The organism is Bradyrhizobium sp. (assembly GCF_049798375.1).
In the GTDB taxonomy this organism is placed as follows: domain Bacteria; phylum Pseudomonadota; class Alphaproteobacteria; order Rhizobiales; family Xanthobacteraceae; genus Bradyrhizobium.
The window spans coordinates 1-13654 of record NZ_JBARGP010000375.1; the positions used below are offsets into that span (position 1 = coordinate 1).

Below are 13654 nucleotides of genomic sequence, written 5' to 3' on the forward strand. Positions count from 1 at the left end.
GCGCGTAACGGCCGGATGCGTCAATGTTTTCAGATGTTTGGAAATGGAGGCCACGACCAGAATTGAACTGGTGTAAACGGTTTTGCAGACCGCTGCGTAACCACTCCGCCACATGGCCCCACTGGCGGGGACTATTATAGGCGATCAAGAGGTTAGGCAACCATCCTCAAGCCACGCATCGCAAATTTCCAAGCCCGAATTTGCAGACATACGGCAGCCGCCGGGGGAGTTTCGCGCCGCGTCGCTCCCTGCTTCACTGCACAAACGAAAGTTGTAGAAAGCAGTAGCGCTCGCCCTGTTTTGGTCCAGTTGTGCCGTTGACATCATGCTATGTCAGGATGTGATCCGCAAAGCTCCGGCGCCGCCGCGCGATCTGATCTTTCCGCCGCGGGCAAGACGGGCAATCCGACACGCCGTGGGGTGATGCTCGGCACGCTTGGTGCGGTGACTTCCTGCCTCTCCGTCATGACGGCCGCTGCCGAGGAGGAGCGTCCAGGTAGCGACAAGCGTCCACAGCAGCGCGATCTCTTAGTCGTCGCCGAAGGCAAACGCGAAGGTGAGATCATCAAGCCAGGGGAGCTCAAGCTCGGCGATCCGCCGTTGCTGGCTTGGCCGAAGGATCCCGATAGCGGGGTGATCCGCGACGGCTCGCGGTTGAATCAGCTGCTCGTGGTCAGGCTCGCACCGGAAGAACTCGACGAGACGACGCAGCCACGCGCTGCCGACGGCGTCGTCGCGTATTCGGCGGTCTGCACCCATGCGGGCTGTCCCGTCACCGCCTGGATGAAGGCGAGCGAGGGCGAGCACGAGGTCTTCAAATGCATGTGCCACAACTCCGAATATGATCCGCGCCATGCGGCGCAGGTCGTGTTCGGTCCCGCGCCACGTCGTCTCGCAGCGCTGCCGCTTGCGATCGTCGATGGCACGCTTGTCGTCGCGGGGTCCTTCGTCGGAAAGGTCGGTGCCCAGCAGGGATGATGCGGTCATCCGAGATGACATGGTCATCTGAGATGACGCGGTCACGCGCCCGTATCGAACGTTCGGACTGTTCAGAAAAACAATCGAAGCGAAACGAAGCAGGGGAGGTTGCGCTCATGACGATTAAGTACATGACCATCAAGCACTGGCTGCTATCGAGCGCGGTCGCATTCACGTGTTTTGCCGCGCCTGCGGCGCTCGCCGGCACGATCGACAACTACAGCCCGGTGACGTCGTCCCGCCTGGAGAATCCGGAAGCAGGCAACTGGATGCTCTATCGCCGTACCTATGACGGACAGGGCTACAGCCCGCTCGACCAGGTCAACACCACCAACGTCAAGGATCTGGTGCCGGTATGGACCTTCGCCACCGGCGTGGTCGAAGGTCATGAGGCGCCGCCGATCGTCAACAATGGCGTCATGTTCGTCGCCACGCCGATGGGACAGGTGATCGCACTCAACGCCAAGACGGGCGAGCAATATTGGCGCTACAAGCGCGAACTCCCCGACGATCTGTTCCAATTGCATCCGACCAGCCGCGGCGTCGGACTGTGGCAGGACAAACTCTACCTCGCCACGACAGACGATCATATCGTCGCGCTCGACGCCAGGAACGGCAAGGTGGTCTGGGACAAGAAGGTACAGGACTACAAGAAGGGCCAGTATCTGACGCTGATGCCGCTCGTGGTCGATAGCAAGGTGATCGTCGGCGGCTCCGGCGGCGAGTTCGGCGTGCGCGGCTACGTGGTCGCGTTCGATGCCAATGACGGCAAGGAATTGTGGCGCACCTTCACGATCCCCGACGAAGGTGAGCCCGGGCACGACACCTGGAGCGGCGACGACTGGAAATCAGGCGGCGGCGCGGCGTGGATGACCGGTAACTACGACAAGGACACCAAGACGATCTACTGGGGCATCGGCAATGCCGCGCCATGGCCCGGCTCGATCCACCCGGGCGACAACCTCTATACGAGCTCGGTGCTGGCGCTCGATCCCGCGGACGGCAAGATCAAGGCCTATCATCAGTATCACCAGAATGATTCCTGGGACTGGGATGAGGTCGACGCGCCAATGCTGGTCGATCTGCAGCGCGACGGCCGTAGCTTCAAGAGCCTGATCCATCCGGGACGTGACGCAATCTTCTGGATTCTGGAGCGCACACCCGACCGCATCAACTATGTCGCCGGCTGGCCCTTCGTCCACACCGATGTCTGGAAGGGGATCGACCCGGAAACCGGCCGGCCGATCCTCGACCCGGATCACAAGCCGACGCTCGGCAAGCGGATCGAATTCTGTCCGTCACTATGGGGCGGCAAGGACTGGCCATCCGCGGCCTACAGCCAGAAGACCGGATTGGTCTACGTTCCCGCCAACGAGAACTTCTGCGGCGGATTTACCGGCGAGAAGACGCCGCTCGTTCCCGGTCAGCTCTGGCTCGGCACCAAGGCGGAAGACATCGGCCTGTCAGTGCGGCCCGGCGCCGACCATTTCGGTGAGCTGCAGGCGTGGGATCCTGTGACCGGCAAGAAGGTGTGGTCGCACAATTTCCCGAAGTCGCAACTGTTCGGCTCGGTGACCGCGACCGCGGGCGACCTGGTTCTTGCCGGCGGCACCAACGACCGGATGTTCAGGGCGTTCGATGCGAAGAGCGGCGAGGTGCTTTGGGAGCTGAAGACGAATTCGGGCATCGTGGGCATGCCCGTCGCCTATGAGGTCGATGGCGTCGAATATATCGCCGTACAATCAGGTTGGGGTGTGGATGCCCAGCGCATCCAGGACGCGTTGTCGAAGGACAATGTCGGCGTCGAAGACAACGTCCCGCAGGGCGGAGTGGTCTGGGTCTTCGCGGTTCGGAAACAGTAACGGGAGTATGCAAAAGCTCGCAATGAGCTCCGGGCGAGACGATTGCAGTCGCCTCCGGACAACAGGAGATCAACAGGCCGCGTGCCAGCCGTCCGGAAACGGGATCAACGGCCAGCACGTCGCCTGATTGTCATTAGCCGCCTTGGGCAGAGCGACAAAGGTCGGAAAGAGACGGGCCATCGATTCCTCCTGCGGCTCCGGCGCGAGCGCCGTACGGACGACATCAAGCAATAACTCGAACTCAACTTCACTCATGGTGCCCTCGTGCCGCTTGGCGCGCGCACGTTCGCAGAACACCTCTGTGTACCCATTGAGCGAATCGCTCGAATTGTAGCGATCCGGGATTGCAGGCCGGCCTGGTTAACAGTCGCTTACGATCTCGCGCGGGACCATAGGGACAGCAGACGGCCGGAACGTGTGGGAAAGATCACATTTTCAAGGAAATATTCTACACAAGCGCGCGCCAGCGGGGGCGCGGGCACGGCGATCGAGCAATCTTGCTGATTTGCTACAGCATGGCACCGTTTAGAGCGGCATCGAAATCCGGTCGTTATCAGCGCAGCACGACGCGAGAGGCGACGCCGGTCAAGGGCTTGAATGCGCTGGTCGATTTTAACGGCGGCCGCCGGCCGCAGCTATCTCGGTCCGCTGTGGCGGAACCTCCTGCTGCGGGATGATCTCCGCGATCAGCTGCAGCAGATCCTTTGGCTTGAATGGCTTGGCAAGGCGATAGATGCCGCGCACCTTCATCGACATGCCAAGGAAATCCGGTGCACCGCGCCCGGATTCGAGCACCATGCCCGACATCATCACCACCGGCATTTCGGGCTTGGCCGTGCGCGCGGTCCGGATCACCTCATTGCCGTCGACGTCGGCTAAATTCAGGTCGATCAGCGCCGCAGCGTAGTCACCGCATGCGACGGCTTTCATCGCAGCGCGGCCATCGGTCATGGCTGTGACCGCGTAACCGTGTCTGGCCAGCAGATGCTGAATGACGCAACAGACACCAACCTCGTCGTCGACCACCAGTATTCTTGTCATGATGCCTTCCGAACGGACGAAGAGTCGCTGTTGTGTTGCTGAGCGCCGGTGAGCAGTCGCTGGCGGACATTGACCGCGTGGTCGACGGCCTCGAGCAGATCCAGGATGTCGAACGGCTTCTGCAGGGCCGCTGTCGCGCCGAGCTTGATGGCCATGCCGAGGAAATCCGGTGCGCCCTGGCGGCGATCAGTAAAGGCGTAGCCCGAAATCCCGATGAAGGGGACAGTCGAATCGATCTTGATCAGTTCGCGAATGGTGGCGAGGCCGTCCATGCCGGGCATGAACATGTCGATCACGACGGCGTCGAAGGATACGCTGCCGACCAGCCGAATGCCTGTCGGTCCGTCCGGTGCCAGAAAGACCCCGAACTTCTTCTTCTTGAGCAGCATTTCCAGCGCAGTGCGCGTGGCTTGATCGTCGTCGATAATGAGCACGGTAGGCATGGGCACCTCAGTATCAGCCAGACTGGAGGACGCGCACGCAACCGAACTGTGTGGAGGGACTTAACGCGACTGAGACAGAAAAGTTACAGTGGTGAGACTCAAAAGTTACAGTGAGGGACATTTTATAGACTGAATCAGTTTTTTTAACTTTGCAACCAAGAGTTTTACGGTAGCAGGTCCTGCGGTTTTTTGTAATTTCTCGTGAACGAACTAATTGACGATGAGCTGTCGACGGACGCCGATGGCATGTGCACGACACGATGCAAACGGAACTATGCTCGCAGCTCTCCCGGCGCATTGCGCTGCACCACGCGAGTCGCATCATGCAGCACGAATGATTTGACCGCGACTCCGGAATGGCTGTAGCAGCCATGCGAAACGTCATTGGAAGTCGCATGCAACGATCCTTCGACAGCCTGCCAACCTCGGTACTCATGGCGGTTTCCCCTGGCTGACCTTGTTGCGCTCACCGCTATCGGGATCGCCGTGGTGGAAATGCTGGTCACCTCCAAGCCACTGGTGGACGCCGCTCTGCTCGGCATCTTCATCGGGCTCGCATTTGCGGTGGTCCTTGCCATCGTCGTGGCCCATCTGCTGTCGTGGCGCGTGAAGCAGATTCTAAGCTCTGTCGATGGGCCGCGCGACGAGCAACTTGCCCACGCGGCCGCCCGGCAGAACGATGGCGGTATGTCGCTCGGCCGCAGGCTGTTGCGGACCTTCAGGATGGTGGCTGAGATCGATCGCGAGCTCGCACGACGACGACGCAACGAGCAGTTGCTACAGAAATATCTCGGGCGGGATCAGCTCTACGCCGCAGTGGTCGGTTCCGCGAACGACGCCATCGTGACCAAGACGCTCGACGGCAAGGTGACCGGGTGGAATCCGGCCGCGGAACGGCTGTTCGGATACGCGGCGGAGGAGATGATCGGGCGATCGATCGACATCATCATCCCGCCGGAGCGGCGCAGCGACCTGCACCACATTCTCGAGCGGATCGCCCGCGGCGAGTTCATCGATCATTTCGAGACCACCCGGGTGACCAAGGATGGCCGCGTGCTCGACGTGTCGTTGAGCATCTCGCCAGTCAGATCTTCCACCGGCGAGATCATCGGCGCGGCCAAGATCGCGCGCGACATGACCGAGCAGAGGCAACTGCGAGAGCAATTGCTGCAGGCCCACAAGATGGAAGCGGTCGGCTTGATGGCTGGCGGTGTCGCCCACGACTTCAACAATCTGCTGCTGGTGATGATGATCCATGCCGAGTTGTTACGCGACGAGTACGAACCGTCGGATCCGCGGCTGATAGGTATCACCGAGATCATTCAGTCGATCAATCGGGCACGTGGACTGACACGGCAGCTTCTCGCCTTCTCGCGCAAGCAGCCGACCGAAGCGACGATCATCAATTTGAGCGAGGTGGTCGCCGGCGTGCATTAGATGCTTCGTCGGGTCCTGCCGGCGCATATCGAGATCGTCACGCTGTCCGCCGACGACGTCTGGTCGGTCTGCGCCGATAGCGGCCAGATCGAGCAGATCCTGATGAATCTCGCAATGAACGCGCGCGATGCCATGCCGTCGGGCGGACGTTTCGGAATCGAGATCGAGAATCGCTCGCTCCATGCGCGAGATCACGATCTGCCCGCTGGCGACTATGTGGCCATGCTGGTCAGCGACACCGGGTCGGGAATCGAGCCGGAGCTTCTCGGCAAGATCTTCGATCCATTCTTCACGACCAAGGAGCGAGGCCGGGGCACCGGTCTTGGGCTATCGATGTGCTTTGGCATCGTCGCGCAGTCCGGCGGCAGCTTGAGCGTCGAGAGTAGGCCGGGCGAGGGCACCACGTTCCTGATCCTGCTGCCGCGGAGCTCCGTCGCGGCGCCGCTCCTTGCGCCGGAGCCTGTCGCCCAGCCGACGCCGCATAGCCATGAGACGATTCTGATCGTCGAGGACGACCAGGCGGTGATGCGCGCCACGGTCGCCACGCTCAGGAGCGGCGGCTATACGGTGCTGACGGCCGCGAACGGAGACGAGGCGCGCCGTCTCATCGCGAGCCGAGACGCGCCGCTCGATCTCGTCCTCAGCGACGTTGTGATGCCGCAACTCGGCGGCCCCGAGCTCGCGCGTCATCTGGCCGAGGTCCGGCCTCGGCTCCCGGTCGTGTTCATGACCGGTTATTCCGATTACCCGATCACCGGCGAGCATGGCGATAACCGCATCGAGAGCCGGCGCGCCATCATGAAGCCGTTCCATCCCCGGGAGCTGCTCTCCCTGGTTAGGGACGTGCTCGATGGCGCCGACTCGGCCGGAGCAGGCCGTCTGCCGCACGCGATGGACCGACGCGGATGATAAGCAATTTCGAATAGGAATGCTCCGATATTGACGGTTTTATGTGCGCGGGCCGGGTCCTATGGTCCATCGTCGCGACCAATGATGGTCGGTCCGTTGGCGGAATTGTGAACGTCTCATGCGCACCCAAGTCGGAATCATCGGAGCTGGGCCGGCAGGTCTGTTTCTCGCGCATCTGTTGCGCCAGGCCGGCGTCGAGTCGGTGATCCTGGAGTCGCGCAGTCGGGCCTATGTCGAAAGCCGGGTGCGCGCCGGCGTACTGGAGGCCGGCACGGTCGAGACGCTCTCGGCACTCGGGCTCGATGCCCGCATGAAGCGCGAATGCATGATCGACGACGGGCTCGATATCCGCTTCCGGGGCAAGACCATCAATCTTGATCTACCCGGCCTCACCGGCCAGCACGTTGTCATCTATGGGCAGCAGGAGGTGGTGAAGGATCTCATCGCCTCGTGCATCTCGCTTGGCCAGCCGCTCGAATTCGAGGCCAAGGTGACCGGGCTGACCGGCCTCGACGGCGAACGGCCGGAGATCCACTATTTGCAGGGCGGCGAGGACAAGGTCTTGACCTGCGACTTCATTGCCGGCTGCGATGGCTATCATGGTGTCAGCCGCGCTGCGGTGCCCGAGGGCAAGATCACGCACTACGAGAAGACCTACGACTTCGCCTGGCTCGGCGTGCTGTCGCGCTCGCGGCCGCTGCCGGACATGACCTACACCAACAGCGACCGCGGCTTCGCCCTGTGCAGCCGCCGCTCGACGCAGGTGTCGCGGCTCTATCTGCAGGTCGGCGCGGATGAGAATCCCGAGGCCTGGTCGGATGCCCGGTTCTGGGACGAGCTGCATCAGCGCATGTTCGACGCCGACAAGGTCGAGATCGTCGAGGGCGAGATCTTCCAGCGCGACGTGGCGCGCCTGCGCTCCTTCATCGCCGCGCCGATGCAATATGGGCGGCTGTACCTCGCCGGCGACGCCGTCCACATCACCCCGCCGACGGGTGCCAAAGGCCTCAACCTCGCGGTGGCGGATGTCCGGTCGTTGGCTGGCGCGCTCGGCCATTTCTATAGGACCAGCCAGCGCGACAAGCTCGCCCGCTATTCCGAGCATTGCCTGAAGCGGGTCTGGCGCACGGTCGGCTACTCGACCCGGATGACCGAGCTGCTGCACAAGTTTCCCGAGCAGGGTGCGTATCGGCGCGAGCTGCAGTTCGCGGAACTCGATTTCATCCATTCCTCGCGCGCGGCCCAGGCTGCCATCGCCGAGCAATACGTCGGCATGCCTTACGAGCCGATCTAAAGCTGCGGCCTATAATTGCCCGATCGCGTGCAACTGGTCGATCAGCAGGCGCGCAGCGAGTGAAGGCGCGCTGGCGGCCCGCTGCAGCACGCCTATGGACCGCCGCGTCTCGGGCAGCGCGAACGACAGCACGGCGAGCGCTTTGGTTGCGATCTCGTGATGATAGAGATGCGCGGATACCGCCGTGATCATGTCGCTGCCGAGCAGGATGCCGCGGGTGATCGCGAGGTCGGCGGTCTCCACGCCGACGCGGGCCTTGTCGAAACCGCGCAGCGCCAGCGTCTTTTCCAGTAGTTCGCGGGTCGGTGTGCCGCGCGGCGGCAGCACCCAGTCGAGGCTGACCAGATCGGCCCCCGCGATGCTGCGTCGGCGCGCCAGCGGGTGGCCGGTCCGCACCACCAGCGACAGCTCGTCATGGGTCACGATTTCGCGTGTCAGACCCACGGTGTGCTCGGGATCGCGCAACGCACCCAGCAAGAAGTCGATGTCGCCCGCCCGCAGCCGCATCGCGAGGTGTTCGAACGAGCCCTCGACGGTCGTCACCGTAAGGTGCGGAAATTGCTTGCGCAAACGAATGATGGCGGCCGGCAGCAGCCTGGTGCGCCCGAGCGACAGTGTCCCGAGCACGACGCGGCCGGCTAGCGCCCCCTGCAGCGAGGCGATCTCGAGCTCACCGGCACGGATCTCGGCGAGCGCGCGGCGCAGATGCATGCCGAGCAGGGCGCCGAGCGCAGTCGGCTGCAGGCCGCCAGCCGTACGGGTGAACAGTTTCAGCCCGAGCCCGCTCTCGATCTCGCGCAGCGCCTGACTCGCGGCCGGCTGCGAAATACCGATCGTGTCGGCGACCGCGCCCATGTGGTGCTGCTCGACCAGTTCGATGAACACCAAGAGCCGTTGCCGGCTCATTGCCAACGCGAAGATCGGCGCGCGGGACAATGCGCGCAGGGCAGGATGGGCGTCCGCGAACGCCTGCCGCGCAGTCTCCATCTCGGCAAAGGCACGCGCGGCCCGCTCCAGCAACGCGTGGCCGAACGCGGTCAGCAGCATGCCTTGCGGCCTGCGCTCGAACAACGACGCGCCGACCTCGCTCTCGAGCTCCTTGACCGCGCGCGTAATCGCGGACTGCGCCCGCCGCAGCTCGACGCTCGATTTGACTACGCTGCCGAGCGTCGCGACGGTGACGAAGGCGCGCAGATGCCGCGTATTGAGCAAGTTCAGTCAAGTCCTCTAGCTTGGCACGCGCATTCGACCGCGCAAGCGCACGATAAGCCTTTTAGATACCCCTTCACAGGAATTGGGACTAGGCAGGATTTTGTCGCATGACAATTCTGACTGCAGTTCCCGTGCAGTCATCCGCCGCGCGGCTGGACCAATGCCAATTCCTGCGCCCGGAAATTTCAATGTCGCCGAAGCCTTACGCCATGCCAGCCTACGTCATCGAGCGCGTCATGAAGAAGCGGGGCCGCTTGCGCGTGTTTGATCGCTTTGTCCCGCGCGAGACGGCGCTGGTCGTGGTCGACATGCAGACCTTTTACGTCCAGGACGTGCCGCCGGCGCTCGCCATTATTCCCAACATCAACCGCCTGGCACACGCGTTCCGCGCCCGCGGCGCGGCCGTCGCCTGGGTCAAGATGACGGCGGGCGAGGGCGGCCGCAGCCTGTGGCCGGTTTATCACGACAATTTCTTCACGCCCGAGAACGCGGCGCGCCACCGCGATAATCTCACCGAAGGCACGGATGGCCACCGGCTGCATCCCGACCTCGAGGTCACCGATGCCGATATCGTCGCCACCAAGGATCGCTTCAGCGCCTTTCTGCCGGGACATTCCGAACTGCTGGAGAAGCTCAATGCCCGCGGCATCCGCAATGTCGTCATCACCGGCATGCTGACCAATATGTGTTGCGAGACTTCGGCGCGCGACGCGATGATGCTGGACTATCGCGTCGTCATGGTTTCCGATGCCAACGCGGCGCGCTACGGCGAAGACCACAATGTCGGCTTCACAACGGTCTACCAGAGCTTCGGCGACGTGCTGTCCACCGACGAGGTGCTGAACGATCTCCTCGAGGAGAAGGCCTGAAGGCAAGTCGCGCAGCATGGGCACCGGAAGAACAAGGGAGCAAGGCGAGCAATGATGTCATCCTGGTCTGGTGTCCTGCCGACGCGACGCGCAGCACTCGGCATCGCAGCGGCAGCCTTGTTCGGCTCTGCCGTCTCCGCCTCCGCCGCCGATGGCAAGCTCGTGATCGGCCTGGTGCTGCCGCTGTCGGGCGCATTCGCCGACCAGGGCCAGCATTATGAGAACGGCATCAAGCTGTTTCAGAAGATCAACGGCACCAAGGTCGCGGGCCTCACGGTCGAGACGGTGACGCGCGACGACCAGGGACCGGGCTCGGGCGATCTGGCACGCCGGCTTACCCAGGAGCTGATTGTCCGCAACAAGGCCGATCTCATCATCGGCTACAGCTTCACGCCGAATGCGATGGCTGCGGCGGCGCTGCTGACCGAGGCCAAGAAGCCGGCGGTGATCGTCAACGCGGCGACTTCGATCCTGACCGAGAAGTCGCCATATTTCGTTCGCGCCTCGTTCACTTTGCCGCAGCTGGCCTCATCGCTTGGAAACTGGGCGGCGAAGAACGGCGTCAAGACCGCCTACACGATCGTCTCCGACTACGCGCCGGGCGTGGACGCGGAGACCTGGTTCAAGAAGACCTTCGAGGCCGCAGGCGGCAAGGTGGTTGGATCGGCGCGGACGCCCGTCACCGAGATGGAATATGGCCCGTTCCTGCAGCGGGCGATGGAGGCCCAGCCCGACGCAGTGTTCGCCTTCAATCCCGGCGGCGATGTCTCCATCGCCTTCATGAAGGCGACCAAGGAGCGCGGCCTGCAGAAGGCCGGCATCAAGCTGATGGTGACCGGCGACGTCGTCGACGACAATCTGCTGCCGGCGATGGGAGACGCGGTCGACGGCGTGATCTCGGCGCTGCACTACCAGGTCGATCTCGACAATCCGGCCAATGCGCTGTTCGTGAAGGAATATCGCGCCATGTTCGGCGCCGGTGCCGTGCCGAGCTACCGCGTCGTGCAGGGCTATGATGCGATGGCGCTGGTCTACAAGGCCGTGGAGAAGACCGGCGGCAATCTCGATGGCACCGCGCTGGTCGACGCCATGAAGGGCATCAAGCTCGACAGCCCGCGCGGCTCGCTTCTGATCGACCCCGCGACTCGCGACGTCGTCCAGAACATCTACATCCGCAAGGGTGGACAAAAGGACGGCGCTTGGCGCAACATCGCCTTCGACACCATTCCGGACGTGAAGGACCCTGCAAAGGCGCCATGAACGGCCTCGTGAGCGTCATTGCCGACGGCGCTGCCTACGGTATGCTGCTGTTGCTGTTCTCGATCGGGCTCTCGGTGACGCTCGGCCTGATGCGCTTCATCAATCTGGCCCATGGCGCCTTTGCGATGTGCGGCGGCTATGTCGCCACCACCTTGCTCAATCGCGCCGGTCTACCATTCCTGCTGACCTTGCCGTGTGCATTCCTCGCCACCGCCGCGATCGGCGTGGTCGCCGAGCGGGCGGTGATCCGGCACGTGTATCGCATGGCGGCGCTGCAGCAAGTGCTGTTCTCGATCGGGCTTGCCTTTGCCGCCAGCGCGGTCGCAACCATCATCTTCGGCCCGCAGCAGCAGGCCATGCTGCTGCCGGACTGGCTGGCGAGGCAGATCGATCTCGGCGGCGTCAGAATTGGCGGCTACCGGCTTTTCCTGCTTGTCGGCGGCATGGTGGCAGCAGCCGCGCTGCTCGCGCTGTTCAATCACACGCTGTTCGGCGCGCGCATCCGTGCTGCCGTCGACTCGCGACGAACAGCGGAAGGCATCGGCATCGATGTCGACCGGCTGTTTGCTGTTGCGTTTGCGCTGGGGGCAGGGCTTGCCGGACTCGGCGGCGCCATGAGCGTTGCCTATCTCGGTCTCGATCCGACCTTTCCATTCAAATACCTGGTCATCGTGCTGATGGTGGTCGCGATCGGCGGGCCCGGCTCGATCGGCGGCTCGGTTGCGGCCGCGCTCGGCCTCGGCATCATCGATGCGTTGTTCAAATATTTTGTTCCCGAGATCGGCTCCTTCGTGATCTATGCGCTGCTGGTGATCACCATGCTGCTGTTTCCGACCGGCCTGGCAGGACGGCGCGCGTGAAGCATCTCTTGCGGATCGATCCCGGCTGGTTCATGCTGGCGCTGGCGCTCACCGGTTTCCTGCTGCTGCCCGGCTATCTCTTGCTTTTCAGCAATTTGTTCGTGCTTGGCATCTTTGCGCTGTCCTATGACCTGTTGCAGGGCCATGCCGGCATCGTCTCGCTCGGGCACGCCGCCTTCTTCGGCGTCGGCGCCTTCATCGCCGCGACATTGGCCCGTCACGGCGTAAGCGAGCCGTTGCTCGGGCTGATCGGCGCGACACTGGTGAGCGGCTTGGTCGCGCTGGTCGTTACGCCGGTCGTGGTGCGCGGCAACGACTTCACGCGGCTCCTGGTCACGCTTGGGATCGGCTTCCTGATCTATGAAGCCGCCAACAAGGCGCGGGATTTGACCGGTGGCGCGGACGGCCTGTCAGACTTCACGGTCGGACCGGTGGCCGGCCTGTTCCCGTTCGATTTCCTCGGACGCACTGCCTTCGTCTACACGCTGGCTGTGCTGGTCGCGATCTATGCCATGATGCGGCGGCTGGCCGCATCGCCGTTCGGGCTGGCATTGAAAGGCATCCGCGAGAATGTCCGCCGCATGTCGGCGATCGGCGCGCCGGTGCGGCGGCATCTTGCCTTGGCCTACACGATCTCGGGTGCGATTGCCGGCTGTGCCGGCGCACTGCTGGTGCAAACCGGCAGCTATGCTTCGATCGACATGCTCGGCTTCGACCGCTCGGCCGACGTGATGATCATGACAACGCTCGGCGGCACCGGCAGCATCCCCGGCGTCGTGCTGGGGGCGGCCGGCTTCGGCTTCTTGAAGGACTATCTGTCCTCGGTCAGTCCAAAATACTGGCAATTGGGTCTGGGTCTCCTGCTGATGGCGTCCGTCTTCATCGGCCGCGGCGGCCTCGCCGGCGCGTTCGAAAGCCTGCAACGCAAGCTCGGAGGCGAATAATGACCGCGCTCGCTACCGAGGCGCTCACGGTTCGTTTTGGCGGCTTCATCGCGGTGAACGAGGTCAGCCTTGCAATTGCGCCCGGCAGCCGGCACGCATTGATCGGACCGAACGGCGCCGGCAAGACCACGCTGGTGCAGGCCTTGACCGGCGGCATCAGGTCGTCATCCGGCCGCGTCCTGCTCGGTGGCCACGACGTCACGGAGATGCGCGAATATCAGCGCGTCCGCTGCGGCCTTTCGCGCACCTACCAAATCAATCAGCTGTTCGCAGGCCTGACGGTCGCCGAGAACGTGACGCTGGCGATTGTCGAGCGCGAGCGCAAATCCACGGTGTTCTGGCGCCGCGCCGCGCGGGATAGTGCCGTGGCCGACGAGGTGCAGATCCATCTTGCCTTCGTCAATCTGGCCGACCACGCACGGCGACCGGTGCGCGAGCTCGCCTATGGGCTGCAGCGGCTGCTGGAGATCGCGATCGCGCTGGCGACGCGGCCACGCGTGCTGCTGCTGGATGAGCCGGCCGCGGGCGTACCCGCCGCGCAGAGC

Annotated in this window: 14 protein-coding genes and 1 tRNA gene; 10 read left to right on the forward strand and 5 right to left on the reverse strand. The window is 63.4% G+C overall.

All coding sequences use genetic code 11. The features are described from left to right. Positions 1-44 precede the first annotated feature (44 nt). Positions 45-118, reverse strand: a tRNA-Cys gene (locus tag WA702_RS16105). A 305-nt stretch (positions 119-423) separates the two neighbouring features. Between WA702_RS16105 and WA702_RS16110 the strand changes: the two genes are divergently transcribed. Together WA702_RS16110 and WA702_RS16115 are read left to right on the forward strand one after the other, a co-directional pair. Then, positions 424-978 (forward strand): ubiquinol-cytochrome c reductase iron-sulfur subunit, encoded by a 555-nt coding sequence (locus tag WA702_RS16110; protein WP_425111541.1) that lies wholly within the window; start codon positions 424-426, stop codon positions 976-978. Positions 979-1109: 131 nt separating this feature from the next. After that, positions 1110-2840, forward strand: a complete 1731-nt coding sequence (locus tag WA702_RS16115; RefSeq protein WP_425111542.1) for a methanol/ethanol family PQQ-dependent dehydrogenase — start codon at positions 1110-1112, stop codon at positions 2838-2840. Between the two features lie 69 nt (positions 2841-2909). On the opposite strand, the gene WA702_RS16120 is transcribed toward WA702_RS16115, so the two are convergent. From WA702_RS16120 to WA702_RS16130, 3 genes are all read right to left on the reverse strand, one after another. Continuing rightward, a complete protein-coding gene (locus tag WA702_RS16120) occupies positions 2910-3095 on the reverse strand; it encodes a hypothetical protein (RefSeq protein ID WP_425111530.1) in 186 nt (61 codons plus the stop codon). Positions 3096-3452: 357 nt separating this feature from the next. Then, a complete protein-coding gene (locus WA702_RS16125) occupies positions 3453-3881 on the reverse strand; it encodes a response regulator (RefSeq protein WP_425111531.1) in 429 nt (142 codons plus the stop codon). Beyond that, positions 3878-4324, reverse strand: a complete 447-nt coding sequence (locus WA702_RS16130) for a response regulator (protein WP_425111532.1) — start codon at positions 4322-4324, stop codon at positions 3878-3880. The genes WA702_RS16125 and WA702_RS16130 overlap by 4 nt, the downstream gene beginning before the upstream one ends. Before the next feature lie 495 nt (positions 4325-4819). On the opposite strand from WA702_RS16130, the gene WA702_RS16135 reads away from it, so the two are divergent. The 3 genes from WA702_RS16135 to WA702_RS16145 all read left to right on the forward strand — a co-directional run bounded on the left by WA702_RS16135 (position 4820) and on the right by WA702_RS16145 (position 7964). Further along, entirely contained in the window at positions 4820-5761 is a 942-nt protein-coding gene (locus WA702_RS16135; protein WP_425111543.1) for a PAS domain S-box protein, read from the forward strand. After that, complete coding sequence (locus WA702_RS16140) at positions 5762-6670, forward strand: ATP-binding protein (protein WP_425111533.1); 909 nt, start codon at positions 5762-5764, stop codon at positions 6668-6670. It begins immediately after the preceding gene. 118 nt (positions 6671-6788) lie between these two features. After that, entirely contained in the window at positions 6789-7964 is a 1176-nt protein-coding gene (locus tag WA702_RS16145) for a 4-hydroxybenzoate 3-monooxygenase (protein WP_425111534.1), read from the forward strand. A 9-nt stretch (positions 7965-7973) separates the two neighbouring features. On the opposite strand, the gene WA702_RS16150 is transcribed toward WA702_RS16145, so the two are convergent. Then, a complete protein-coding gene (locus WA702_RS16150) occupies positions 7974-9176 on the reverse strand; it encodes a LysR family transcriptional regulator (RefSeq protein ID WP_425111535.1) in 1203 nt (400 codons plus the stop codon). 107 nt (positions 9177-9283) lie between these two features. On the opposite strand from WA702_RS16150, the gene WA702_RS16155 reads away from it, so the two are divergent. The 5 genes from WA702_RS16155 to WA702_RS16175 all read left to right on the forward strand — a co-directional run. After that, a complete protein-coding gene (locus WA702_RS16155; protein WP_425111536.1) occupies positions 9284-10045 on the forward strand; it encodes an isochorismatase family protein in 762 nt (253 codons plus the stop codon). A 54-nt stretch (positions 10046-10099) separates the two neighbouring features. After that, on the forward strand, positions 10100-11305 hold the full coding sequence (locus WA702_RS16160; protein WP_425111537.1) for an ABC transporter substrate-binding protein: 1206 nt from the start codon (positions 10100-10102) through the stop codon (positions 11303-11305). Continuing rightward, positions 11302-12165 (forward strand): branched-chain amino acid ABC transporter permease, encoded by an 864-nt coding sequence (locus WA702_RS16165; protein ID WP_425111538.1) that lies wholly within the window; start codon positions 11302-11304, stop codon positions 12163-12165. The genes WA702_RS16160 and WA702_RS16165 overlap by 4 nt, the downstream gene beginning before the upstream one ends. After that, positions 12162-13109: a branched-chain amino acid ABC transporter permease gene (locus WA702_RS16170; protein WP_425111539.1), complete on the forward strand. Its 948-nt coding sequence runs from the start codon at positions 12162-12164 to the stop codon at positions 13107-13109. The genes WA702_RS16165 and WA702_RS16170 overlap by 4 nt, the downstream gene beginning before the upstream one ends. Next, positions 13109-13654: ABC transporter ATP-binding protein (locus WA702_RS16175; RefSeq protein ID WP_425111540.1), on the forward strand; the 546-nt coding region annotated here is incomplete at its 3' end. The genes WA702_RS16170 and WA702_RS16175, both read left to right, overlap by 1 nt.